Here is a 23,663-nt window from a genome sequence, read left to right on the forward strand (position 1 = left end):
TCTGGCACAACGACAAAACCGCCCAGCCCACCGCCCGATCCCTGACCGCCTACGATCACTGACCGCAACCAGACAGCTTGGAATCAATCATCTAGGGCGTCACGGCCGCGCAGGATTCCCCGCATGCATGCGGCTTGTGCCGGTCATGCATGCGGGGAATGGGGTCAGGCGCGGTCCCCGGGCTTGGCGACGAAGGCGCCTCGGGTCAGGGCGCCCCAGCCGATGATCTGGCCCTGCCTGACGGGGCGCAGGCCGGTCTCGCGGTGGTCCTTCACGGCGACGACGCGGAAGCCCATGTAGGCGTAGGTCTTCCGGTCCACGAAGATCTCCCTGCGCAGGTAGCCGTTCTCGACGCGGTAGAGGGTGACGCCCGCGCGGTCCGTAGAGCCAAGGGACGCGCGTCGCACCGCGGCAGGTCGTACGGCGCGCGTTTGCGGAACGCCGTCAGGAAGGTCGGACGGCGAGGGCAACATCTACCACGTCCGTTCATTGGAGATCCCTTCGGGTGGATGTCACCCGGTACTCGGCCGATCTCCGCGAACGGGTTCCCTCCTTCGGCCGATGAGTTTCCGGTGGGCGCGCGGTCTGTCCTTGCGACTGGAGGGATGTCATGACGAGTTTCGTGCGTTCGGCGGACGGGACGCGGATCGCGTTCGATCGGCTGGGTCAGGGGCCCGCGGTGATCCTGGTGGGCGGGATGTTCTGCGTCCGGGGCACGACGGCCGCGCTGGCCGAGCGGCTCGCCGGGGAGTTCACGGTGGTCAACTACGACCGCCGGGGACGGGGTGACAGCGGGGACACGGCGCCGTACGCCGTGGCGCGGGAGATCGACGATCTGGCCGCGCTGATCGAGACGGCCGGGGGCGCGGCGGCGGTGTACGGGATCTCGTCCGGGGCGGGGCTGGCCCTGGAGGCGGCCGCGGCCGGGCTGCCGATCACCCGGCTCGTGCTGCACGAGCCGCCGTACGGGTCGGACGACGAGGACGACAGGCAAGGCGCCCGGCGGCTCGCCGAGGGCGTGCGGCAGGCCGTCGCGGACGGCCGCCGCCGCGACGCGATAAAGCTGTTCCTGACGGCCTCGGGCATGCCGCCGGAGATGGTCGAAGGCGTGAGCGGCGACCCGGGGATGCTCGCGGTGGCCCCGACGATGCCCTACGACTTCGAGATCATGGGAGACGGCGCCGTCCCGGCGGACCGCGTGCGGAAGATCGGCGTTCCGACCCTGGTCATCGCCGGCGGGGCCAGCCCGCGGTTCTTCCGCGACACCGCCGACCGGCTCGCCGGCCTGCTGCCGGACGGGCGGCTCACCGTTCTGGAGGGCCAGGGCCACGACGCGCCGGCGGACGCGGTGGCACCCGCGGTCGCCGCCTTCCTCCGCTAGAAGCAGGGGCCGTCACGGGCGGATCAGGGTGTTCAGGTGGTGTTCGTAGAGTTCGCGGACGCGGGCGGGGGGCATGCGGTCGGGCGCGGTGACGGCGTGCAGGCACAGGCCGTCGAACAGGGCGTGCAGGCGGTCGGCCTCCAGGTCGACGTCGGTGCCGGGGGCGAGGTGACCGGCGTCGGCCAGGTCGCGCAGGGTGGCGCGGAACAGGTCGGCCAGGTACCGGTCGCCTTCGGCGTTGAGCTTGCGCGCTCCCGCGTCCACCAGCGCCCGTGACAGGAACGCCACCCATACCTCGTTGGCCGTGCGGGCCTGCGCGTCCAGCGGCAGCAGCAGTTCCAGCAGGGCGCGCGCGGCCTCGCGGGGATCGTCGGGGGGTTCGTGGGCGTCGAGCCTGCGCTCGGTGGCGTCGAAGATGACCCGCATGGCGAAGTCGAGCAGTTCGCCCTGGCTGGAGAAGTAGTGCTGGACGGAGCTGTGCGACCAGCCCGCCTGCCGCGCGACGTTCCGCAGTGACGCGCCCTCGACGCCGCGTTCGCGCACCACCTGCCAGACGGCCAGGGCGAGCCGGCGCCGGCGTTCCTCGTGGTCGACGATCTTCGGCACCCGACCATGGTACTTTTTTCGGCCATGTGGCCGAAAAAAACCATCGCTGCTGCTCCGAGGGCGCACGTCCCGCTGCGTCCCGTCCCCACCGTGATCGGACGGGCCGTGCTCGGCATGCTCGCCATGGCCGTCGCGCTGGGCACGGCGGGCGCGGTGGGCGACACCGCCCACGAGCGTCTGGGGCTCGACGGCACCGGCCGGCAGCTGCTGACCGCCGTGGTGTGCTGCGCCATCGCCGTGCCGCTGATCTGGTTCCTGCGCCGCCGCGTCGACCGGCTCCCCCTGGACGGGCTGGGCCTGACCGGACGCGCCGAGAGCGTGCGCGCGTTCGCCAAGGGCGTGCTGATCACCGCGGGGTCGGCCGCCGCGATGTTCGGGCTGGGCACCGCCGCGGGCTGGGTGCGCTGGGGCGCGCTCGACTGGCCCCGGCTGGTCGCCTACATGGCGGTGAACGCGGTGATCGCGCTGGCGTTGGAGGCGCTTCCGGAGGAGCTGACCCTGCGCGGCTACGCCTACCGCACTCTCAACGCGCGTTTCCGCCGGCGGGCGGCGTTCGCCGGCACGGTGGTGCTGTTCCTGGTGACGCCCGGGGTCTCCGGCGTCGTCCAGGCGGCGGTGTCCGCCCTGCTCGGCGGGCCGGTGACACGGCCCGGCCTGGCACCGCCCGGCGAGGATCCCGTCTCGTACCTGATCCTGCTGACGGTCTTCGGAAGCGCGCTGCTCACCGCGAGGATCACCACGGGATCGCTGTGGAGCGCGATCGGCCTGCACCTGACGTTCCTGACCGTCAACCGGGTGACGCTGTACGGGGAGGACCGCGACGCCGGGTGGTCCGCCGAACTGACCACGCCGGACGCCGTTCTGCTCGTCCCGGGTTACCTGCTGCTGGCCACCGCGTTGTTCCGGCTGACCGGACGGCGGATCGGATGGCGCGAGCGCGCACCCGAGTGACCGCCCGCGGGGTGAGGTATTCATGACCCGCCGGTCTCGTTACAGAGAGTGAGGAGAGTGGCTAGGTTGCTGGGTGTTCTCCGGGACGGGCGGAGTCACGGACACACTCGGTGAAAGTGGATCATTGACGCACGAGTCGCGCTTCCACATCCTGGGGCCGCTGGAGGTCACCGTCGGCGACCGGCCGGTGCGGGTGCCGGCGGGGCGGCAGCGGGTGCTGCTGGCCTCGCTGCTGGTGGACGCCAACGAGATCGTCCCCGTGGACGAGCTGGTCGAGCGGGTCTGGGGACGGCACCGGCCGCGGCACGCCCGCGGGGCGCTGCACACCTGCCTGACGCGGCTGCGGCACACGCTCGACCGGGGCGAGCCCACGGCGTCCGCGATGATCCGCACCACGGCCGCCGGATACGGCATCGCCGCGCCCCCGCACCGCCTGGACCATCTGCGGTTCCAGGAGCTGCTGCGGGACGCGCGGTCGGCGGCGTGGCGCGGCGACCCGGCGGGCGAGTCGGCCGCGCTGGCCGAGGCGCTGTCGATCTGGCGGGGGCCGCCGCTGACGGACGTGCCGTCGGAGTCGCTGCACCGCGAGGTCGTGCCCAAGCTGACCGAGCAGTGGCTGCGCGCGGTCGAGCGCAGCAACGCCCTGGACCTGGCGCTGGGACGGCACGGCGAGCTCATCGGCGAGCTGCGCGCGCTGATCCGCCGCCACCCGTTCCACGAGCGGTTCTGGGGGCAGCTCATGCTGGCGCTGTACCGGTGCGGACGGCAGGCCGAGGCCCTGCAGGCGTACGCGAGCGTCCGCGAGCGGCTGCGCCGGGAGCTGGGCGTCGAGCCGGGCCGCGAGCTGCGCCGGCTCCAGCTGGCCATCCTGCGCGACGACCCCGAGCTGGCGGCTATGTGAGGCCGGGCGGCGGGTCGAGCAGCAGGACGGACGGGATCCGGTCGGGGTGCGCCAGACGCAGGAAGTGCATGCCGTGGCCGGACAGCCCGAGCATGAGGCCGGGGAAGAAGCCGTCGCCTTCCGGGCCGGGGTTCTGCCACTGGGTCTGCACCTGGACGTCGGCCTCCAGCCGGAACGCGGGCCGGTCGCGCAGCTCGGCGTAGCGCAGGAACAGCTCGGCGTTGCCGCAGCGGCCGTGGCACAGCGAGTCGTTCATCAGGCGGGGGAAGTCGCGCATCGTCGCCGAGACGGCCCGGTGCGCCTCGTCCAGCAGCGATTCGTCGTCGCGGCCCAGCAGGTCCCAGCTGTGGATGCGGCTGAGGCCGGTGCCCGCGGCGCCGTTGCACCAGGCGTTGCCGGGACGGGGCCTGCCGCGCGGGTCGTCGCCGTCCCGCGCGGCCTCGTCGAAGCGGCGCGCCTCGTAGGCGAAGGCGCGGCGGCCGGCCTCGATGTACTCCGCCCCGTCGGTGCCGGCGCCGAGGGCGATCAGGGCCCAGCCGATGCCGCCCGCGCCGTGGGCGAAGCCGGTCAGGCCGGGGTGGGCGCCGGGACGGTCGGGCCGCGGCCAGCAGAGGGTGCCGCGGTCGGCCCGCGCCTGCCGCAGCAGGTGGTCGGCGCAGCGGTGGGCGACGTCCAGGCCGGCGGTGCCGCCGGTGGCGCGGGCCAGGCCGAGCATCACGGGGATGATCCCGGCCGCGCCGCCGAGCACGTCCAGGTGCCGGTCGCGGTCGATCCGGTCGGCGATGTCGCGGCTGAGGCGGACGGCCAGGTTGAGCAGGGCGAGGTCGTCCCACAGCGCGTACAGGTGGGTGAGGGCGTAGACCAGGCCGCCCGTCCCGGTGAACGCGCCGACGCCGCGGCGTCCGCACTGCCCGGCCGCGTGCTGGAGCGCGCGCCGCGCCGCCTCCCGGAACCGCGGCTGGGGGCTTTCCTCGTTCAGGTAGGCCAGGAACAGGGCGATGCCGGCCGTCCCCAGGTACAGGTCGCCCTCCACGTCGACCTCGACCTTGCCGTCGCGGGTGCGCTGGTAGGACGTCCAGGGGGCGGGCGCGTCGGGTTCGCGCAGCATCGCGCACAGCCGTTCGCCGATCCGGACGGCGTGGTCGACGGCCGCGGCGGCGAAGTCGGGGTCGGTGACCTCGCCCGAGGCGAACCCGGCGAGGCCGCCGAGGCGGCCGTGCGCGCCGAGCCCGGCGGCGATGTAGCGGGCCTGCCGGGCGCGGTCGCCCGGGGCCAGCCGCCGGATGCGCGCCGCCGCGCGGTCGAGCGGCGTGGCGGCCAGGCGCGTGCCCAGCGGTGTCCGGTGGTCGTGGGTGACGCGGTCGTCGTCGGCCGCGACCGCGAACAGGGGCACGTCGAGCCGCCACATCGACGCCAGTTCCCAGGCCGGGAGGGGCCCCTCGCCGGCCTGGTCGCGTACGGCGTCGAAGAGCAGGTCGACTTCGAGGGGGTCCATCAGGCTCCGGGGCCGCCCGGCCGAGCGCAGCAGGTCCGCGTACTCGCGGGGGTCGCGGTCGTGCACGCGGACGCGGCTGCCGGTGAACAGCCCGGTGACGCACTCGACGGCGGTGCCGGGCCACTGCTCGAACCATCGGTGGACGCGGCAGAAGCCGTCCTTGATCGCGTCGGTGTGGTCGGCGGTGCGGACGGGCGCGTCGTCGAGCAGGAGGCCGGGCAGGACGTCGACGGTCGTGGGCCAGTCGAGCAGGGCGGGACCGAGCACCGAGTCCACGAGGGTGCCGAACGTGCCCGTGTCCTCGGGGGACGACGCTCCCAGCACGGTCGAGCAGTCGGCGACGTGCGCGTGGCCGTCGGCGACCAGGACGGTGCCGGGACGCAGTTCGCCGCCGAGCACGTAGAACAGCGCCAGGTGGCCGCCGAACTCGCGGTGCACGCGTTCGGCCCCGGCCTGGCCGGGCACCGTGGCGCGGCCGGACGGGATCAGCGCCTCGTAGCCGTAGCCGTCGCGCGCCAGGACGGGACGCACGGCGAAGTCCAGCACGCCGTCGTCGCGCAGCCGGGCGAGCAGCCCCTGGTAGGCGGCCTCGGCCCGCACGCAGCGCGGCTTGTAGACCAGGTGGGCGCGGGCGTCGCCGAGCTCGACCTCCACGACCGTGACCGACCGCGCCCCCGCGTGCGGCCCCGACAGCCCCGGCCGCACCGAGCGGATCGCGGTGATCCGGCGGCCGCCGAACAGGGTCTCCGCCAGCGCGTCGGCGTCGGCGCGCAGCCGGGTCAGCAGCAGGCGGCCGTGGTCGGCCAGCAGCGCGGTGACGTGCGCCAGCCACCGTCCCAGCACCGGGAAGTCCAGGTAGAAGCGGTGGTAGGACTCGGCGTCGGCGAAGGTCTTGTCGAGGTAGGCCAGGTTGTCGGCGGCGTCGCCGGCGTCCAGGCCGCTGTGCAGGTCGAGGTGGACGCGCGCGTCGGTCTCGACGGCGCGGGCGAGCGCGGGCTCGAAGCGCTCCAGCAGGTGGCGCTGGAAGTCGTCCACCACGCGGGGACGCACGGGTATCCCGGCGCCGCGCAGGCCGGTGAGGCGGCGCGCCAGCTCGGCCAGGAACGGTTCACACGCGGTGGCCAGGCGGCCGTAGTAGTCGTCGTAGGCGCGCCAGCTCGCGTCGGACGTGGCAGGCCCGGCCTCGTGGACGCCGTTCAGCGCGGCCTCGTAGGTGGGCAGCCAGGCGTGGTGCAGCTCCCGCAGGACGCGGGCGGCCCGGGCGCCGGGATCGCGTTCGTGGCGGCGGTAGGCGGTGAGCGTCTCGACGAGCGCCTGCCGCGTGTACCGGACGGAGCGGGCACGCCCCGCCGCCTCCTCGTCCGGCCGCCGGACGGCGAGCCTGCCGGCGAGGCGTTCGAGCCTCCAGACGCCGTAGGCGTCCGGAGGGGGTCTTCGGCCTCGTTCGTCCGGCTCGTCGTCACCCCCGTCGGCCACGTCGGCGGTGCCCAGCACGGACACCACCTGCACCCGTTCGGAGAGGTTGGCGGCGCGTGCCGCGATGTCCAGCGGATAGGTGCGGTCCATCCCCCGAGTCCTCCGCTCCACAGGGCCTGCCTGCGCGGCGGCCCGCGCGTCGCGGTGGGCGCGTCGCCCCCGTGCCCACCGGAGCGCTTTACCGTTTCCTCGCAGAAGCAAATCCAGATTAGGAACGGGCTCTTTCACTCGGCCTTCACATCGCTTCCACTTCCGAGGCACTCAACCAAGCGCTCGCTTGACTTCGCGGGGCATGTCACGGCACGGTGTCCCCATGGCGCTGCTGGACGGACTGCGCGTACTGGACCTGACGATGTGGCGGCCCGGCCCCTACGCCACGCAGCTGCTCGCCCAGCACGGCGCCGACGTGATCAAGGTGGAGCCGCCCGGCGGCGAGCCCATGCGCGCCTTCCGGTCCCACTTCGACCTGCTCAACCAGCGAAAACGCAGCGTCGTGCTGAACCTCAAGGACGACCGCGACCGCGCCCGCTGCCTGGAGCTGGCGGACGGGGCGGAGGTGTTCGTCGAGGGGTTCCGGCCCGGCGTCGCCGACCGCCTCGGCGTCGGCCACGACACGCTGCTGGCCCGCAATCCCCGACTGGTCTACTGCTCGCTGTCGGGGTACGGGGCGCGCGGACCGCTGTCCGGCGTGCCCGGTCACGACGTCAACTACCGGGCGTACGCGGCGGCGACGCCCCCGGACGCGGTGTCCCCGGACGCGGGCGAGCTGCCCGTGGCCGACATGGCGGCCGCCACGATGGCCGCGTTCGCGATCACGGCGGCGTGCCTGCGGGCCCGCGCCACCGGCGTCGGCGACCGGATCGACCTGGGCATGGCCGACGTGCTCGCCAACTGGGTCGGCACCGTCCCCTCCCCGACCCGCCCCGCCGCGGCGGGAACGGCGCCCGTCCCCGGATACGGCGTGTACGCGACCAAGGACGGCCGCAAGGTGACGCTGGGCGTGGTGTCGGAACAGCGGCTGTGGGCCGCGACCTGCCGGGCCCTCGGTCTGGACGAGCACGCGGACGCGCCGTTCGCCGAACGCCTCACCCGCGTCCGCGAACTGGACGACGCCGTGGCCGCCGCCCTGGCCGCGCTGCCGTTCGACGCCGCCGTCGCGCGCCTGACGCGGGCCGGGGCGCCCGTCGCACCGGTGCTGACCCGCGCGGAGATGATGGCGCATGACCATTTCCGGTCACGCGGCGTCGTCGCCGACGGGACGGTGGGCAGCCCGGTCCGCACCGCCGCGCATCCGCCGCTGCCGCCCGGCCCGGTCGCCGAGCTGGACGAACACCGCGGCCAGGGCTGGGCGGCCGGGCCGCCCGCCGATCTCACCCCCTGAAATTCATCCCGTTTTGTCGCACCCGGCTGGCATGCTGGGGCGCGTGAGCGCGCGCGTGTTGAGTCCCGTGCTGGTGGGCCGGTCGGCCGAGCTGGCACGGTTGCGGGAGGCCCTAGCCGACGCGCCGGGCGCCGTGCTGCTCGGCGGCGAGGCCGGGCTGGGCAAGACCCGGCTGATCAAGGAGTTCTCCGCCGGCCTGTGCGGCACCGGTGCCGCCGCCCAGGGCGAGCCGCCGACGCGGCTGCTGGTGGGCGGCTGCCTGGAGCTGGGCTCCGACGGCCTGCCGTTCGCCCCGTTCACCACCGTGCTGCGCGAGCTGGTGCGCGACATCGGCATCGACGGCGTCGCCGAGCTGCTGCCGCGCCGCGACACCTCCGGCCTGGCCCGGCTGCTGCCCGAGTTCGGCGAGCCGGAGACCGACGCGGCCACCGGCGAGGAGCGCGCCCGGCTGTTCGAGCTGGTGCTGACCCTGCTGGAGCGGCTGGCCGAGCGCGCCCCGGTGGTGCTGGTCGTGGAGGACGCGCACTGGGCCGACCGCTCCACCCGCGACCTGCTGTCGTTCCTGATCCGCAACCTCGGCACCGCGCCGCTGCTGATCGTCGTCACCTACCGCGCCGACGAGCTGCACCGCACCCACCCGCTGCGCCGCCTGCTGGCCGAGCTGGACCGGGTCGAACGCGTCCGCCGGATCGAGCTGGCCCGGCTGTCGCGCGCCGCCGTCGCCGAGCTGGCCGCCGGGATCCTCGGGCACGAGCCGCCCGCCCGGATCGTCGACGACCTGCACGCCCGCAGCGAGGGCAACCCGCTGTTCGTCGAGGCGCTGCTCGACAGCGACGGCTCGCTGCCGTCCGAGCTGCCCGAGTCGCTGCGCGACCTGCTGCTGGTGGGCGTGCAGCGGCTGCCCGAGGAGACCCAGGAGGTGCTGCGCGACGCCAGCGGCGGCGGCACCCGCATCGAGCACGCCCTGCTCGCCGCCGTCTCCGGCCTGGACGACGCCCGGCTGGCCCGGGTGCTGCGTCCCGCCGTCGCCGCCAACGTGCTGGTCGTGGACGGCGACGGGTACGCCTTCCGGCACGCGCTCATCCGCGAGGCCATCCACGACGACCTGCTGCCCGGCGAGCACAGCCGCCTGCACTCGCGGTACGCGCAGGCGATGGAGGACGACCCGGGCCTCATCCCGTCCGACCGGCTGTGGGTGGAGCTGAGCCACCACTGGTACTGGGCGCACGACACCACGTGGGCGCTGGTCAGCGCGTGGCGGGCCGCTGGCGACACCCGCAAGGCCGTCGCCTACGCCGAGTGCCTGTCCATGCTGTCGCGGGTGCTGGAGCTGTGGGACCGCGTCCCGGACGCCGCCGAACGCATCGGCGTCTGCCACATCGAGGTGCTGGAGCAGGCCGTCACCACCGCCGACCAGGCCGGCGAGTACGAGATGGGCATCAAGCTCGCCACCTCCGCGCTGCGCAAGCTGGAGGCCGAGCGGGGCGACGACGTCGACATCCGGCGGGCCCGCCTGCTGGAGCTGCGCGGACGCATGTCCTACGAGCTGGCGCGTCCCGGGTTCATCGAGGACCTGCGGGAGGCGGTGCGGCTGCTGCCCACCGACCCGCCGGGCCCCGACCGGGCCCGCGCCCTGTCCACGCTCGCGCAGTACGGGCGGCTGCTGCACGGCACCGAGGAGGCCCAGGCCGCCGCCGAGGAGTCGCTGGCGATCGCCCGCCGCATCCAGGACCCGGTGGCCGAGGCGCAGGCGCTGCTCACGCTGTTCTGCGTCGACATCGACTACTCGGCCGGGGTGGACGTGACCGAGCCGGCCGAGCGGGCGGCGCGGCGGGCCGGCGGCAGCGCCCCGCTGACGCGGATCGAGGTCATCCGGTCGCACTTCCTGGAGGGCGCGGGGCAGCACGAGGAGGCCGCCGAGGTGGCCCGGCGCGGCATGGAGAAGGCCAGCGAACTGGGCATGGCACGGACCAAGGGCACGTTCCTGGCCATCAACCTGGCCGAGCCGCTGGTGTCGCTGGGCCGCTGGGACGAGGCGCGCACCGTCCTGCGCCAGGCCCTCGACAAGGACCCGCCGCTGACCATCCGCACCTCCCTGTTCGTGCTCGCCGGCGAGATCGCCCTGGCGCGCGGCGACCTGGCCGAGGCGGAGGCCAGGCTCGCACCGGCGCGCGAGGTGATGTGGCGCAAGACCCAGGACCTGTTCGCCACGCTGCGCCTGCAGGCCAAGCTGCGGCTGACGCAGGGCCGCCACCGGGAGGCGCTGGAGTCGGTCGTCCCGGTGCTGGAGCACGTGGGCCTGCCGGACGACGCCCGCTACGCCTGGCCCGTCCTCACGCTGGCAGCCGCCGCGTGCGCCGAACTGGGCGAGGACGCGCTGCTGGACGGTGAACCGGCGTTCCCGCTGATCGAGACGCGGGCGGCCGGGCTGGACGTGCGCGGGCCGGCGCAGCGGGCCGAGCGGCTGACCTACCTGGCGCAGGCGGCGCGCGTACGCGGCGTCCAGGACATCCGGGCCTGGGACGAGGCGGCCGCGGCGTGGGCGGCCATCAAGCGGCCCTATCCGCAGGCCGAGGCGCTGGTGTGCGCGGCGGAGGCCGCCGTCGGCGCGGGTGACCGCGAGGGCGCGGCCGAACGGCTGCGGCGCGCCGCCGACCTGGCCGCCCGGCTGCGGGCGCGGCCGCTGGCCGAGCGCATCGACGACCTGTTCCGGCGCGCCCGGCTGCCGCGCGGCGCCGGCGGGGCGGACGGCGCGGACGGCGCGGCGACGTTCGGGCTCACACCGCGCGAGCTGGAGGTGCTGCGGCTGGTCGCGCAGGGCCGCAGCAACCGCGAGATCGCCGAGGCGCTGTTCATCTCGGCCAAGACCGCCAGCGTGCACGTGTCCAACATCCTGGGCAAGCTGGACGTCGCCAGCCGGGGCGAGGCCGCGGCCACCGCGCACCGGCTCGGCCTGTTCGCCGCTCCCCCGCCCACGGGCGACGGGGCTTCCGGCAACGGCGCGGCGCACAACGGAACCGGCGGAACCGGCGGCACGGGCGGCTCGGGAGGCGAGGCCGGACGGCCCGCCTACGCCACCCGCCGCGTGTAGCCCCGGGCCCGGCCGCCACCGCGCCCGGCCCCGGGAAGCCGGTGGCGGGGGCCTCCCCTCCCGGACCCCCGCCACCGGTTCGTCGGACCACACGGGAACTTCGGTGGCTGGCCTTCGCGCCACGGTCCGTGGAAGCACGCGGCGCTCCTCCGCTCGGAGAGGCGGTCCGTGACCCGTCTGGCCGTCACCCAGTCTGGACGCGCGCACGCACGGCGGCCATCGCGAAACGTGCCCATTGGCATATCTAAAACCAACGGGATTGACTCCCTGGGGGAGGCGGGCGCGTCCGCGACGGCGCGCAGGGCGTCAGCGCGGACGTGGCGTCGCTCGGACGGGCGTCAGCGGGGGACGCGCGCCACGCAGAAGACCGTCTGCCCGAACGGCGGGCGCACCACCCGCTCGATGGCGCGGGTGACCGGGATCACCGTCCGGTCGTAAATCTTGACCAGCCGCGGGTCGGGGTAGCCGGCGCCGCCGCGGCGCACCGCCAGCCACCAGGCGACGCCGCCCAGCAGGTTGATGGGCTTGAGCACCTGGGGCACCAGGCCCGCCTCGCGGACCGACCGGCCCAGCGTCTCGGGCGTGTACCGGGTGACGTGGCCGACCTTGCGGTCGAAGTCGCCGTACAGCTGCATGTAGCCGGGGACCCAGATGACGATCCGGCCGCCCGGCTCGGTCACCGCCGCCAGGTCCTTGAGGGCCTGCACGTCGTCCTTGATGTGCTCCAGGACGTTCATCATCACGACCGTGTCGACGCGCCGCCGGATCTCGATCTCGGCGGGCAGCTCCAGGTCGATGACCTCGACCCGGTCGTCGCCGTCGTAGCGCTTGCGCAGCTCGCCCACGCAGTACGGGTCGTTGTCGCTCACCACGAGGTAGTCGAGGCGGCCGGCGAACTGCTCGGAGAAGTGGCCGAGGCCCGAGCCGACCTCCAGCAGCGACCGCCCGACGTGCGGGGCGACCATCTCGTACTCGTACCTGCGGTAGTTGCGCGCCTCGTCGCCGCCGAGGTGGTTCTCCAGAGCCCCCTCTCCGGCGGCGGGTTGCACGATCTCCCCGTCACCCGCGGTGGGGACGGTGCGGCCGGGCTCGCCCGAGGGGGCCGGCCCGCTGCCGAGGAGGTTGAGGAGGGTGCCGGAAATGGACTTCTTCTGACCTGGTGACTGCATACTTTCCGCTCGCTGAGTGCGTTCGTCGCTGCCTGGCGTTCGGCTTGGCGTTCGCCGGATCGGCGGTCCGCGTGTCAAGACCGGGAGCGGACCGAATCTCGGGCGCAAGGTCGCGTCAGTCTACCCATCGTGCAACACCAGGACCGCTAGACGCGTCGTTTTTCCCGTGACACGTCCCACGGCGCGGCATCCGACGAGGTCACAGGGGGTGCTCAGCGGCAGATCTGCTCCCAGCAGATCCCGCGGCGGACGGGCGCGCCCGTCAGATGCCACGAGAAGTCACCGTACCGGACGGCGTAGAGATGATCGCGGCACGCCTGCTCGATGGCGTTGGGACGGCGCGGGCAGGCGTCGCCGTAGGACTCGACGGCGGCGGCCAGCACCGCCGACCGCACGGCGTCCGGGGGCACCTCGACACCGTGCCCGGCCAGCGAGCCGCCGCCCGCCGTTTCCGTGCCGGGTCGTTCGTCCTCGGCGAGGTAGCGGTCGCCGAGCACGCATTCCTCCGTCACGCGCACGGCGACGTGGGTGAGCACCGCGCGCCGGGTGCGCAACCGCGCGGTGCGCACGGCCCCGCCGCGCAGAGCCCGCGCGGGGAGTCCGAGCCGCTGGACGGCCGTGGCCACGAGCGCGTCCAGGTCGGGCCGCACGTCGGGCCGCGCGCCGGGCCGGGCTGCGGGCCCGTCGGCGGAGGGCAGGCGCCGCACCAGCGTGAACAGCAGGCAGCCCGGCTCGGTGTAGAGGGCGCCCCCGCCGGTGGCCCGGCGCACAACGCTCACGCCGTCACGCGCGCAGGCGGCCAGGTCGACCGCGCGGCCCAGGTTCTGGAAGCGTCCGACGACGATGCCGGGACCGTTCTCCCAGACGCGCAGCACGGGCGCCTCGACCGCCGACCGGACGACGTCCCTCGGCGCGACGCCCTCCGCGTCACCTGCCGGCCCAGGCCCCGCCCAGCCGGGGCCGAGCGTCATCGGCGACGGGACGCCCGCGCGTGCCAGCGCCTCGTCCAGAGCGAGGTTCCATGCCGGATCCCGCGTGTCGTCCACGACAACGCTGAGCATCGGGATGGGCCTCCGCACTCGTCCCCCACCGGCACCCCACCGCACCGGCATGATCCGGCGTCACCTGCCTACCTGGCGCACGCCGCGCTCCGCAACATAGCGACAGAGCGCACAGATCGCAGTCAGGCGGTTTTCATATGGTGGCACTGCGCGACGGGACCTGGTCGGGGGCTCACGGCGGGGGACGGAGTGCGTCTGCGGACACTCACCCGATGGTGCGGTGCACGTTCTCCCTCTGGCTCGCCCCCGGCTCGGCGTGCGCGATCCACGGCCCCGGAATGGACGGATCGAGAACGCCGTCCTCCTGCCAGACGAAGTCGCCGTCCAGCACGTGCCGGGCGAGCTTGTGGTCCAGCACGTCGGTGTTGCGCCACAGCCCCCTGAACAGCTCGTCGATCCGTACGCGGGCCTGCCTGCAGAACGCGTCCGCCAGGCGCAGCGCCGACGGGCCGGGGTCGTGCCCGTTCAGGCCGAACATCGCACCGTTCGTGGCGTCGGCGTAGGCGCGGACGCACACGGCGCTCATCGCGAACAGCTCGGCGCCGATGTCGACCATCCGCCCCAGGAACCCCTGCCTGCGTTCCAGCTCGCCCTGCCAGCGGCCGGCGGCGTAGAACGTCGCCCGAGCCAGCTTGCGCGAGGTCCGTTCGACGTAGCGCAGATGCTTGGCCAGCGGCCCGAACTGGGCGTACGAGCCCGGACGCTGGCCGGGCCCCGTCACCAGGGTCGGCAGCCAGCGCGCGTAGAAGTTGCCCGCGCGCGCCGCCGCGCGGGCCTTCTGCGCGGGGGACGCCTCGGGGTCGATGATGTCCCCGGCCACCGACAGGTGCGTGTCCACCGCCTCCCGGGCGATGAGCAGGTGCATGATCTCGGTGGAGCCCTCGAAGATCCGGTTGATGCGCAGGTCGCGCGCGTACTGCTCGACCGGCACGCCGCGCTCGCCGCGGGCGGCCAGCGACTCGGCCGTCTCGTAGCCGCGGCCGCCGCGCAGCTGCATCAGCTCGTCGGCGATCCGGCAGGCCATCTCCGAGCCCCACAGCTTGGCCAGCGCCGCCTCGATCCGGATGTCGTTGCGCTCGTCGTCGGCGAGCTGGGACGACAGGTCGACCATCGCCTCCAGCGCGTAGGAGGTGGCCGAGACGAACGCCACCTTGCGCGCGATCGCCTCGTGCTCGCCGATCGCGCGGCCCCACTGCACCCGCTCGCGCGACCACTCGCGGGCGATCTTGGTGGACCACTTGCCCGCCGCCGCGCACAGCGCCGGCAGCGACAGCCGCCCGGTGTTCAGCGTGGTCAGCGCGATCTTCAGCCCGGCGCCCTCGGACCCGATCAGGTTGGCGGCCGGGACGCGCACGTCGTGGAAGCGGGTGACGCCGTTCTCGATGCCGCGCAGGCCCATGAACGCGTTGCGGTTCTCCACGGTGATGCCGGGCGAGTCCGCCTCCACCACGAACGCCGAGATGCCGCCGCGGTGGCCGTCGCCGCGCGGCACCCGCGCCATCACCACCAGCAGGTCGGCGACGACGCCGTTGGTGGTCCACAGCTTGACGCCGTTGAGCACGTACTCGTCGCCGTCGGGCACGGCGGTGGCGCTCAGCCGGGCCGGGTCCGAGCCCACGTCCGGCTCGGTGAGCAGGAACGCGCTGATCTCGTTGACGCAGCGCGGCAGCCAGGTGTCCTTCTGCTCGGCGGTGCCGAACAGCTTGACCGGCTGCGGCACCCCGATCGACTGGTGCGCCGACAGCAGCGCGCCGATGGCCGGGCTCACCGAGCCGACCAGCATCAGCGCGCGGCCGTAGTAGAGCTGGCTCAGCCCGAGCCCGCCGTACCGGCGCGGGATCTTCATTCCGAACGCGCCGAGTTCGCGCAGTCCCTTGACGACCTCGTCGGGAATGCGCGCCTCGCGTTCGATGATCAGTGGATCGACCTTGGTTTCGCAGAATTCCCGCAGCCGGGCCAGGAACTCCTCGCCCGTGCGCCGGGACTCCTCGTCCGGCCGGGGATGGGGATGCACGAGATCGAGCCGGAAATCTCCCATGAACAGCTGTTTGCCGAAACTCGGCAGCCGCCATTCGGTCTCCCGGGCCTCCTCGGCCACCCTGCGTGCGGTGCGCTCGTCGACCGCGCCCGGGGCGGTGCCCCCGGCCGGACGGGTGCTGTGACTCGGCTGGCTCATGTCGGCTCCTCCGACGCGCTCCGTCGCTACCCGCGAAGTTACTACCAGGTTGTACCCGTGAGTAGCCCCCTGTGCTGGTTTCTGGAGATGCCCCCTGTGACGCACCGGAAACACCCATAAGCACTCTGGTGAGAACGCCGGTCAAGGACGGGACTAAACCCCCGATACCGCGACATCAGATTCGGCAAAAAGTCATGCCAAGTGACAGCAAAGGTGATCCAATGAGTGCAGTGTCGTCGAACGACTTGACCCTGCGGGGCCAGAGGGGTTCGCTGTGCGTGATGGATGAGACACGGAAACCGACTCTCATCGCCTCGGTGCAGCGCGCACTGCACCTGATGGAGGCCGTGGCGTCCCATCCCAACGGGGCGCCGGCCAAGCAGCTCGCCCGCGAGGCGGGCCTCCCGCTCGCCACCACCTACCACCTGCTGCGCACGCTGGCGCACGAGGGCTACGCCACCCGGCTGTCGGACGGCGTGTGGGTGCTCGGCGACCGCATCACCGCGCTGCACGGGCAGAGCAGGACCCAGCAGCTGCTGGCCCGGATCCGGCCCACCCTGATCGCCCTGCGCGACGAGCTCGGCGCCGCGTCCTACTTCGGCATGCACGTCGACGACGAGATCCGCATCATCGACATCGCCGACGGCCCGCGCACCCCGCGCGTCGACCTGTGGGTCGGCTTCACCGAGGCCGCGCACGCCACCGCGATCGGCAAGTGCGTGCTGCGCCAGCTCGACGTGGAACGCCGCCGCGACTACCTGGCGCGCCATCCGCTGGTCGACCTGACCCCGCACACCATCACCGAGCCGCGCCGCCTGCTGCGCCTGCTGGACGCCCCGTCGCCGATGTCGCTGGACCACGAGGAGTACGCCATCGGCACCGGCTGCGCCGCCGTCCCGGTCACCGACGCCAGCGGTTCGGTCGTCGGCGCGCTGGCGGTCTCGTGCCGCACCAGCAAGCTGCCCCGCATCGAGGCGTCGGTCCACCGCATGAAGGCCACCGCCGCCCGCATCCAGCGCACCCTCACCCTCACCATGTAACCGGCCACGCCCCCCGCCGCCCAGCCACGCAAGGACACCCGTCAGGCACGCGACAGTGGGGGGTTCAGGGGTGGGGGGCGGTGCGGTGGGCGCGTAGGCGGGCCTCCAGGGCGCGGATGCGGCGCTGGTCGTCCTCGTGGCGGCGTTCCAGTTCGCGGACGCGCGCCTCCAGCTCCAGGACGCGCCGGACGGCGGGCAGCGTCAGGCCCTCCTCGACCAGCTCCACGACGTACTGGACGCGGGTGATCTCGACCCGCGAGTAGCGCCGCTGCCCGCCCTCGGTGCGGCGCGGCCGGACGACCTGGTACTCGTCCAGCCGGCGCAGGAACGCCTGGCGCAGGTCGAGCATCGCGGCCACCTGGCCCACCGAGTAGAGGGGGGCGTGGTCATCGTCGATCGGCAACGTCGCCATCTCATCCGTCCGATCCTGGTCCCTGCCCGATCATGCCGGAAGGTTCCCGGTACGCGCGCCCGGCATGCGCGAAGGCGCGGCGGGGCCGTGCCCGCCGCGCCGTGCGCCGATCCTCCACGCCGTGCCTCAGCGCCCCAGGATCGCCTTCTTGTCGGCGCGCTTGATCTCGACCTTGCGCGGCTTGGCCTGCTCCAGCACCGGGATCCGGACGGCCAGCACGCCGTTGTTGTAGGCGGCCTCGATGGCGTCGGCGTCCAGGTGCTCGGACAGGTAGACGCGCCGGGTGAAGGTGCCCATGACGCGCTCGCGGACGAACATCCGGTCGTCCTCGGCGAGCTCCTCCTCGCGCCGCGCGCTCACCGACAGCACGCCGCGGTCGACGGTCACCTCGATGCTGTCGGGGTCGACGCCGGGCAGGTCGAAGCGGAGCAGGACGTCGTCCTTGCGGCGGACGCCGTCCATCGGCATGGCCCCGCGCTCGCTCGCCTGGCCCCACATCTGCCGGGTGAGCCGGTCGAACTGGCGCTCGAACTCCTGCACGAACGGGTCGATCGTGGTCAGCAGCATGATCGCCACCTCCGTAACGAGTGGTCGGTACTTCGACCTTCGCCTGGAGCAAACCTCCAACTCGACTTATATATTTCCTCTCACCCGGAGATCAAACAACTTACCTGGAGGACTGAATCGTCTTACCTGCCCTCGAAGCGCGGGGCGCGTCCCTCCAGGAAGGCGGCGATGCCCTCCTTGGCGTCCGCGCCGGCCGCCAGCTCGACCAGCTCGCCGAGCAGGTGGGCCACCTGCTCCTCCAGCGGGCGCCCCTCGACGGCGAAGAAGGCGTCGCGTCCCCGGCGCAGGGCCAGCGGGCTCTTGGCGGCGATGAGACGGGCCAGCTCGTCCACCCGCGCGTCCAGGTCGGCGCGCGGCACCACCTCGGTGACCAGGCCGATGTCGCGGCCCTCGGCGGCGCTGATCCGCGCGCCGGTGTAGTACAGCTTGAACGCGTGCTTGGGCGCGACGTTCCGGTTGACGATCGCCATGATCATCATGGGCCACAGGCCCACGTTGACCTCGGGGGTGGCCAGCGTGACGTCCTCGGCGGCGATCACCAGGTCGCAGGCGGCGGCCAGGCCCAGCCCGCCCGCCACCGCGTGCCCGGCCAGCCGGGCGATGATCGGCTTGCCCAGTCCGGGGAACGCGGTGAACAGCCGGTACGGGGCGCTGGCCCGGATCGCCTCGGGGTCGGCCAGGGGGCGGCCGTCGCCCTGCGCCGCGCCGAGCCCGCCCAGGTCGGCCCCGGCGCAGAAGGCGCGGTCCCCGGCCCCGGTGAGGACGATCACGCGGACCTCCTCGTCGTCCCGGGCGCGGGCGAACGCGTCGAGCAGCTCGTCCACCATCTGGTCGCTGAGCGCGTTGCGGGCCTGCGGCCGGTTGAGCGTGATCCGGGCGACGTGGTCGGCCGTCTCGTACATGATCGTCTCGTACATGCCCCTCCTCAGGACTGCGGAAGAACCCGGGATACACGAAGGCGGGCGGAGCCCGGAAGGCTCCGCCCGCCACGCGGTCGGCCGATGGTCGCGGTCGGCCGCGGACCAGACCCGGATGAGAACCGGACAAGGTCCGGATCAGGCGCCGGATCAGACCCGGATCAGACCCGCTCGATGATGGTGGCGTTGGCCTGGCCGCCGCCCTCGCACATGGTCTGCAGGCCGTACCGGCCGCCGGTGCGCTCCAGCTCGTGCAGCAGCTTGGTCATCAGGATGCCGCCGGTGGCGCCGAGCGGGTGGCCCAGCGCGATGGCGCCGCCGTTGGGGTTGGTCTTGTCCAGCGACGCGCCGGTGTCGCGGGCCCACGCCATCGGGACGGGCGCGAACGCCTCGTTGACCTCGAAGACGTCGATGTCGTCGATCTTCAGCCCGGACCGCGCCAGCGCCTTCTCGGTGGCCGGGATCGGGCCGGTCAGCATGTAGACCGGGTCCGAGCCGCACACCGCCAGGGTGTGGACGCGGGCGCGCGGCGTCAGGTTGTGCCGCCGGACGGCCTCCTCGGAGGCGATCAGCAGCGCCGAGGCGCCGACGGAGATCTGCGAGGCGACGGCCGCGGTCAGGTCCCAGCCGTCGCGCAGCGGCTTGAGCTCGGCCATCTTCTCCAGCGTGGTGTCGGCGCGGGCGCCCTCGTCCTTGGCCAGCCCGGCGATCGGGGCGATCTCCCGGTCGAAGTAGCCCGCCTCGATGGCCCGCACGGCGCGCCGGTGGCTCTCCAGCGCGTACTCCTCCATCTCGCGGCGGCTGAAGCCCCACTTCTCGGCCATCAGCTGCGCGCCGCGGAACTGGGAGATCTCCTGCTGCCCGTACCGCTCGCCCCAGCCCTCGCCGTAGGGGAACGGCATGCCCTTCTCCAGCGCCATGGCCACCGACGAGCCCATCGGCACCATGGCCATCTGCTCGACGCCGGACGCCACGACCAGGTCCTGGGTGCCCGACAGCACGCCCTGCGCGGCGAAGTGGATCGCCTGCTGGGAGGAGCCGCACTGGCGGTCGATGGTCACGCCGGGCACGCCCTCGGGCAGGCCCGCCGACAGCCACGCGGTGCGCGCGATGTCCAGCGACTGCGGGCCGACCTGCATGACGCAGCCCATGATCACGTCTTCCACCGCGGACGGGTCGACGCCGGTGCGGTCGACGAGTTCGCGGAGCACGTGGGCTCCCAGGTCGGCGGGGTGGACGTCCTTCAGGGCGCCCTTCTTGGTGCCGACGGGGGTACGGACCGCGCCGACGATGTACGCCTCGGCCACTGCGCCTCCATGAGTGTGGGGTTCGGTTCCGTCCCGAAACCGAGCGAGATTCGGTCGTCAGTACGAGATTACAACGCCCCGGGGCCGGCGCCATATGACCGGGGTCTCCACTCTTACCGGATCCCCTACCGGATCACGACGCGGCGAGGGGGCGTTCGCCGTGGTAGACGACCTTTCCGTCGGCCTCGTCGCCGAGCGACTCCGCGGCCAGCCGGCTCAGCAGCCCGGTCAGCTCCGGGTGGTCCTGCGGCGACCAGCCCGCCAGGTGCCGGGCCAGGCCCTCGAGGCGCGCCTCGACCAGACGGCCGGCGGCCGCGCGCCCCTCCGGGGTGATGGTGAGCACGCCGTCCGCGCGCGCGACGTAACCGGCGTCCACGAGCCGGTCGACGCACGGCCTGCCCCGCTCGGGCGGGACGCCCGCGCGCTCGGCCAGCTCCGCGCCCGTCACCGACCCGTCGCGCGCGATACGGCACAGCGCCCACATGCTTCCGGCGGGCAGATCCACCCAAGGAACGTCAGCGCGCCGAACATCGCGAAGCCCACCACGAAGCTGATCGCCGCCCCGAGGGAGAACACCGGGTCGGCACGCGGCGCGCGGCGCCCCCCCAGCGGGGTCGACGCCGTGGAGGCCAGCAGGTACGCGGTGACCACCCACGACAGGTGGTTCAGCCCGCCCAGGTCGCTGACGATCGTGGGCAGCGCCGTGGACACGATCGTCTGGTCGAGCGCGGCCAGCAGCATCGCCAGCATCAGCGAGCCGAGGATCACCGCCAGGTCGCGGCCCTGGGGCATGGCCGTCGTGCGCGGGGGCGTCGTCGCAGCCGTCATTCCCGGTCCCTCGTACGCGAGTACGCGACGGCCTACCCAGGAACCGTGAAGGATCACATCCCGGCGCCCCGGACCGGCGGCCGGCCGGGTCGCGGGCGGGCGGCCGAACCGGGACGCGGGACGCTAGCCGAGGAGGTCCTTGGCTGTCTTGGCGGCGCCGAGCGCGGCGCACGCCCCGGCCGCGGCGGCCGCCCCGGCGGTGGCCCACGGCGGCACGCCGCCGCGCGTCTTGAGGGCGGCGACGGTGTCGAGCGCGTCGGCCAGCAGCCCGTACCGGGCCCACGTCCGGCGGCTCGCCCGGTCGCCGAGCAGGTAGCCCGCGCCCAGGACGATCTCGCGGGCGGCGAACATGCGCACGACGAAGTCGCGGCCCGCGTCGGGGCCGCGGCCCATGCCCACCAGCCGGGTGGTCAGCCGCGGCGCGGCGAGCCCCGCGACACCGAGCGCGACCCGGCCGCGCGCCACCTGGAGAAGAAGGTCGTCCACCCGGTCACGCTTCTGGTCTTGTTTCGCATCTGCCACGTCCGTGAGGCTATCCCCGTACCGAACCCGATTCGAGCACTGGGGTAAGGGTTTTCTGACCCGTCTATCGTTCAAGGGACAGCACCCGTCCCCCCAGAACCGAAGGTGACCATGGAAGGGATCCTCGCTCTCGCCGTCACCGCCCTGCTGTGCGCGTACTGCGTGCGGTGGGCGGCGGGGAAGATGCGGCTGACGGTGCCGACCCGCATGGCGGTGGTCGTCATCTTCGTGCTCGCCGTGCTCGCCCTGTACGGCCAGACCCTCCGCTAGGCCCGAACTTCCTCCCCGCCCGGTGAGTCAAAACCGGGAAGAGGCCTTTTCGACCCTCTCCCCAGCCCTCGTGCCGGAGCCCCGGAGTCCGGCGCCGCGAGGGGGTCGCCCGGCGAGCCGACCTTGAGCCGAGGGAGACAGACGTGCCGCAACCGGCGACGCCCATTCACCAACCAGGCGGCACGGTCGCCCCGCACCTGCGGCGGCTGCTGGAGTTCACCGAACCCTCGTTCGACGACGTCTGCCTGGACGTGGCGCGCGGCCCCGGGCCGATGCCGGGCGCGCTGCGGCCGTGGGTGCGCCACGTCACCGCCGTGGACGCGCAGCCGCCGGTGATCCGCGAGAAGAACGGCCGGATGCCCACGGTGACGTTCGGCACCGGCCCGGTCCGCATTCCCGGCGAGAGCGACCTCGCGAGCACCACGCTGCCCATGTCCCGGCCCCCGGCCCACGCGGACGGTCACGGCGCACCGGCGCGGGGCGGCGGCCCGGACGGCCCCGTCTCCCCCATACGGGCCGTGCGGCCCGTGCCGTACGACAACACCGGCGTCCGCCGCCACGACCCCGACACGCCCACCATCCGCGCCGACGCGACCGCCCTGCCCTACCGAAGCGGGTCGTTCACGCTGGTCACCACCCGCTTCTCGCTGCTGCACCTGGGCGACCCGCAGCGGGTGCTGCGCGAGCTGCTGCGGGTGTGCCGCCCCGGCGGCAGGCTGGTCATCGCCGAGCTGGTCCGTCCCAACCTGGCCGGACCCGACCGCGACCGGCTGGAGCGGCTGCGCGACCCCGGCCACCCGGGCACCCCGTCCATCGCCGGGCTCACCGAAATGATCACCTCGGCGGGCGCCGGGGTCCGGCGGCTGGACGTGTTCACCGTGGAGCGGCCGGCGGAGCCGTGGCTGGCCGGGGCCCGCGACCCGCGCGCCGCCGACCGCATCCGCGCCGCGCTCCTGGAGGAGGTCGACGGCGGCCCCCGCACCGGCGCCAAACCCCGCGTGATCGGCGGTGAGCTGTGGTTCACCCAGAACTGGGCCCACGTCGCCGCCGAGCCGGCGTAGCGGGAGCCGATACAGCCGACCCGGCGACCCGGCGCTCCGGCCGGTGCCGTCTCAGGGAACGAGCACGGCGGCGCCGGTGAAGCGGCCGCCGGCGAGGTCGGCCAGGGCCTTGCCGGCCTCGTCCAGGCCGTAGGCGACGGTGGAGACGGCGACGCCGAGCCGGGCGGCCAGCAGCAGGAACTCCTCGCCGTCGGCGCGGGTGTTGGCGGTCACCGAACGCAGCTGCCGCTCCTGGAACAGGTGCCGCTCGTAGTTGAGCTGCGGGATGTCGGTCAGGTGGATCCCGGCGACGGCCAGCGTGCCGCCGCGGTCCAGGCGGCGCAGCGCGGCGGGCACCAGGCCGCCGGCCGGGGCGAACACGATCGCCGAGTCCAGCGGCTCGGGCGGGGCGTCGAACGAGTCGCCCGTCCAGGCCGCGCCCAGCGACAGCGCCAGCGCGCAGGCGGCCGGGCTGCGGGTGAACACGTGCACGGCCGTGCCCTCGGCGACGGCGATCTGCGCGGCCAGGTGCGCCGAGCCGCCGAAGCCCCACAGGCCGAGCGTCCCGCCGGGCGGCACGGCGGCGCGGCGCAGCGCCCGGTAGCCGATGATGCCCGCGCACAGCAGCGGCGCGACGCGCACGTCGTCCAGCTCGGCGGGCAGCGCGTAGGCGTAGGCGTCGACGGCCAGGGTGTACTCGGCGTAGCCGCCGTGCGCGTCCCAGCCGGTGTAGACCGACGAGGGGCACAGGTTCTCCGCGCCGCGACGGCAATAGCGGCAGGCCCCGCAGGTGCCGCGCAGCCACGCCACCCCGATCCGGTCGCCGACGCCGAACCGGCAGCCGGGCCCCGCCGCCGTCACCTCGCCGACGATCTCGTGCCCGGGGGTGACGCCGGGCAGGTGGACGGGCAGGTCCCCCTCGGCGACGTGCAGGTCCGTCCGGCACACCCCGCAGGCCCGCACCCGTACCAGCAGCTCGCCCGGACCCGGCTCGAGGACGTCCCGTTCGACCGGTTTCAGCGGGCCGGTCTCGATCGGCCCCGGCATCTCGACGCTCCACGCCCGCACGCAC

General features: G+C 73.9%; 21 protein-coding genes and 1 pseudogene. 8 read left to right on the forward strand and 14 right to left on the reverse strand.

All coding sequences use genetic code 11. From position 1 onward, the window contains the following. Positions 1-164: 164 nt before the first annotated feature. Positions 165-407 (reverse strand): hypothetical protein, encoded by a 243-nt coding sequence (locus tag ABZ801_RS40120; RefSeq protein ID WP_360708832.1) that lies wholly within the window; start codon positions 405-407, stop codon positions 165-167. Between the two features lie 203 nt (positions 408-610). Here ABZ801_RS40120 and ABZ801_RS40125 point away from each other — a divergent pair, with 203 nt between their 5' ends. Then, a complete protein-coding gene (locus ABZ801_RS40125) occupies positions 611-1,381 on the forward strand; it encodes an alpha/beta hydrolase (protein ID WP_360708835.1) in 771 nt (256 codons plus the stop codon). A 12-nt stretch (positions 1,382-1,393) separates the two neighbouring features. On the opposite strand, the gene ABZ801_RS40130 is transcribed toward ABZ801_RS40125, so the two are convergent. Beyond that, positions 1,394-1,987, reverse strand: a complete 594-nt coding sequence (locus ABZ801_RS40130) for a TetR family transcriptional regulator C-terminal domain-containing protein (RefSeq protein WP_360708838.1) — start codon at positions 1,985-1,987, stop codon at positions 1,394-1,396. A gap of 90 nt (positions 1,988-2,077) precedes the next feature. Here ABZ801_RS40130 and ABZ801_RS40135 point away from each other — a divergent pair, with 90 nt between their 5' ends. Together ABZ801_RS40135 and ABZ801_RS40140 are read left to right on the forward strand one after the other, a co-directional pair. Continuing rightward, positions 2,078-2,938, forward strand: coding sequence for a CPBP family glutamic-type intramembrane protease (locus ABZ801_RS40135; protein WP_360708841.1), 861 nt, complete (start codon positions 2,078-2,080; stop codon positions 2,936-2,938). 124 nt (positions 2,939-3,062) lie between these two features. Further along, positions 3,063-3,839 carry an AfsR/SARP family transcriptional regulator gene (locus tag ABZ801_RS40140; RefSeq protein WP_360708844.1) on the forward strand — a complete coding sequence of 259 codons (777 nt, stop codon included), beginning with the start codon at positions 3,063-3,065 and terminating at the stop codon, positions 3,837-3,839. Here the strand turns inward: ABZ801_RS40140 and ABZ801_RS40145 are convergent. Continuing rightward, positions 3,832-6,900, reverse strand: a complete 3,069-nt coding sequence (locus ABZ801_RS40145) for a type 2 lanthipeptide synthetase LanM family protein (RefSeq protein ID WP_360708847.1) — start codon at positions 6,898-6,900, stop codon at positions 3,832-3,834. The two genes, ABZ801_RS40140 and ABZ801_RS40145, sit on opposite strands and share 8 nt — an antisense overlap. Positions 6,901-7,123: 223 nt before the next feature. Here ABZ801_RS40145 and ABZ801_RS40150 point away from each other — a divergent pair, with 223 nt between their 5' ends. Together ABZ801_RS40150 and ABZ801_RS40155 are read left to right on the forward strand one after the other, a co-directional pair. Further along, entirely contained in the window at positions 7,124-8,191 is a 1,068-nt protein-coding gene (locus tag ABZ801_RS40150) for a CoA transferase (protein WP_360708850.1), read from the forward strand. 43 nt (positions 8,192-8,234) lie between these two features. Continuing rightward, positions 8,235-11,282 carry an AAA family ATPase gene (locus tag ABZ801_RS40155; RefSeq protein WP_360708852.1) on the forward strand — a complete coding sequence of 1,016 codons (3,048 nt, stop codon included), beginning with the start codon at positions 8,235-8,237 and terminating at the stop codon, positions 11,280-11,282. A gap of 338 nt (positions 11,283-11,620) precedes the next feature. On the opposite strand, the gene ABZ801_RS40160 is transcribed toward ABZ801_RS40155, so the two are convergent. From ABZ801_RS40160 to ABZ801_RS40170, 3 genes are all read right to left on the reverse strand, one after another. Continuing rightward, entirely contained in the window at positions 11,621-12,451 is an 831-nt protein-coding gene (locus ABZ801_RS40160) for a class I SAM-dependent methyltransferase (RefSeq protein ID WP_344951199.1), read from the reverse strand. 212 nt (positions 12,452-12,663) lie between these two features. Next, positions 12,664-13,512: a hypothetical protein gene (locus ABZ801_RS40165; protein ID WP_360708855.1), complete on the reverse strand. Its 849-nt coding sequence runs from the start codon at positions 13,510-13,512 to the stop codon at positions 12,664-12,666. A 205-nt stretch (positions 13,513-13,717) separates the two neighbouring features. Then, positions 13,718-15,688, reverse strand: a complete 1,971-nt coding sequence (locus ABZ801_RS40170; RefSeq protein ID WP_360708858.1) for an acyl-CoA dehydrogenase family protein — start codon at positions 15,686-15,688, stop codon at positions 13,718-13,720. A gap of 281 nt (positions 15,689-15,969) precedes the next feature. On the opposite strand from ABZ801_RS40170, the gene ABZ801_RS40175 reads away from it, so the two are divergent. Then, the gene (locus ABZ801_RS40175; RefSeq protein ID WP_344951207.1) at positions 15,970-16,728 is read left to right on the forward strand and encodes an IclR family transcriptional regulator; all 759 of its coding nucleotides are present in this window, start codon (positions 15,970-15,972) and stop codon (positions 16,726-16,728) included. A 64-nt stretch (positions 16,729-16,792) separates the two neighbouring features. Here the strand turns inward: ABZ801_RS40175 and ABZ801_RS40180 are convergent, their stop codons facing one another. The 7 genes and pseudogenes from ABZ801_RS40180 to ABZ801_RS40210 form a co-directional block, all read right to left on the reverse strand. Next, entirely contained in the window at positions 16,793-17,140 is a 348-nt protein-coding gene (locus ABZ801_RS40180) for a MerR family transcriptional regulator (protein WP_360708861.1), read from the reverse strand. 126 nt (positions 17,141-17,266) lie between these two features. Beyond that, positions 17,267-17,707 carry an Hsp20/alpha crystallin family protein gene (locus ABZ801_RS40185; protein ID WP_344951213.1) on the reverse strand — a complete coding sequence of 147 codons (441 nt, stop codon included), beginning with the start codon at positions 17,705-17,707 and terminating at the stop codon, positions 17,267-17,269. Positions 17,708-17,829: 122 nt separating this feature from the next. Next, entirely contained in the window at positions 17,830-18,624 is a 795-nt protein-coding gene (locus ABZ801_RS40190) for an enoyl-CoA hydratase-related protein (RefSeq protein ID WP_360708864.1), read from the reverse strand. Between the two features lie 161 nt (positions 18,625-18,785). After that, a complete protein-coding gene (locus ABZ801_RS40195) occupies positions 18,786-19,931 on the reverse strand; it encodes an acetyl-CoA C-acetyltransferase (RefSeq protein ID WP_344951218.1) in 1,146 nt (381 codons plus the stop codon). 133 nt (positions 19,932-20,064) lie between these two features. After that, a complete protein-coding gene (locus ABZ801_RS40200; protein WP_360708867.1) occupies positions 20,065-20,379 on the reverse strand; it encodes a hypothetical protein in 315 nt (104 codons plus the stop codon). A 149-nt stretch (positions 20,380-20,528) separates the two neighbouring features. Beyond that, a pseudogene (locus ABZ801_RS40205) lies at positions 20,529-20,759 on the reverse strand (EmrB/QacA family drug resistance transporter); the annotation flags it as partial. 123 nt (positions 20,760-20,882) lie between these two features. Then, positions 20,883-21,281, reverse strand: coding sequence for a hypothetical protein (locus tag ABZ801_RS40210; protein WP_344951224.1), 399 nt, complete (start codon positions 21,279-21,281; stop codon positions 20,883-20,885). Positions 21,282-21,392: 111 nt separating this feature from the next. Here ABZ801_RS40210 and ABZ801_RS40215 point away from each other — a divergent pair, with 111 nt between their 5' ends. Continuing rightward, entirely contained in the window at positions 21,393-21,551 is a 159-nt protein-coding gene (locus ABZ801_RS40215) for a hypothetical protein (RefSeq protein ID WP_344951227.1), read from the forward strand. A gap of 143 nt (positions 21,552-21,694) precedes the next feature. Continuing rightward, positions 21,695-22,612, forward strand: coding sequence for a methyltransferase domain-containing protein (locus tag ABZ801_RS40220; protein WP_360708871.1), 918 nt, complete (start codon positions 21,695-21,697; stop codon positions 22,610-22,612). 51 nt (positions 22,613-22,663) lie between these two features. On the opposite strand, the gene ABZ801_RS40225 is transcribed toward ABZ801_RS40220, so the two are convergent. After that, the gene (locus ABZ801_RS40225; RefSeq protein WP_360708874.1) at positions 22,664-23,659 is read right to left on the reverse strand and encodes a zinc-binding alcohol dehydrogenase family protein; all 996 of its coding nucleotides are present in this window, start codon (positions 23,657-23,659) and stop codon (positions 22,664-22,666) included. Positions 23,660-23,663: the final 4 nt, after the last annotated feature.

It is taken from the genome of Actinomadura sp. NPDC047616, from assembly GCF_040642915.1.
Taxonomy (GTDB): Bacteria; Actinomycetota; Actinomycetes; order Streptosporangiales; family Streptosporangiaceae; genus Spirillospora; species Spirillospora miaoliensis.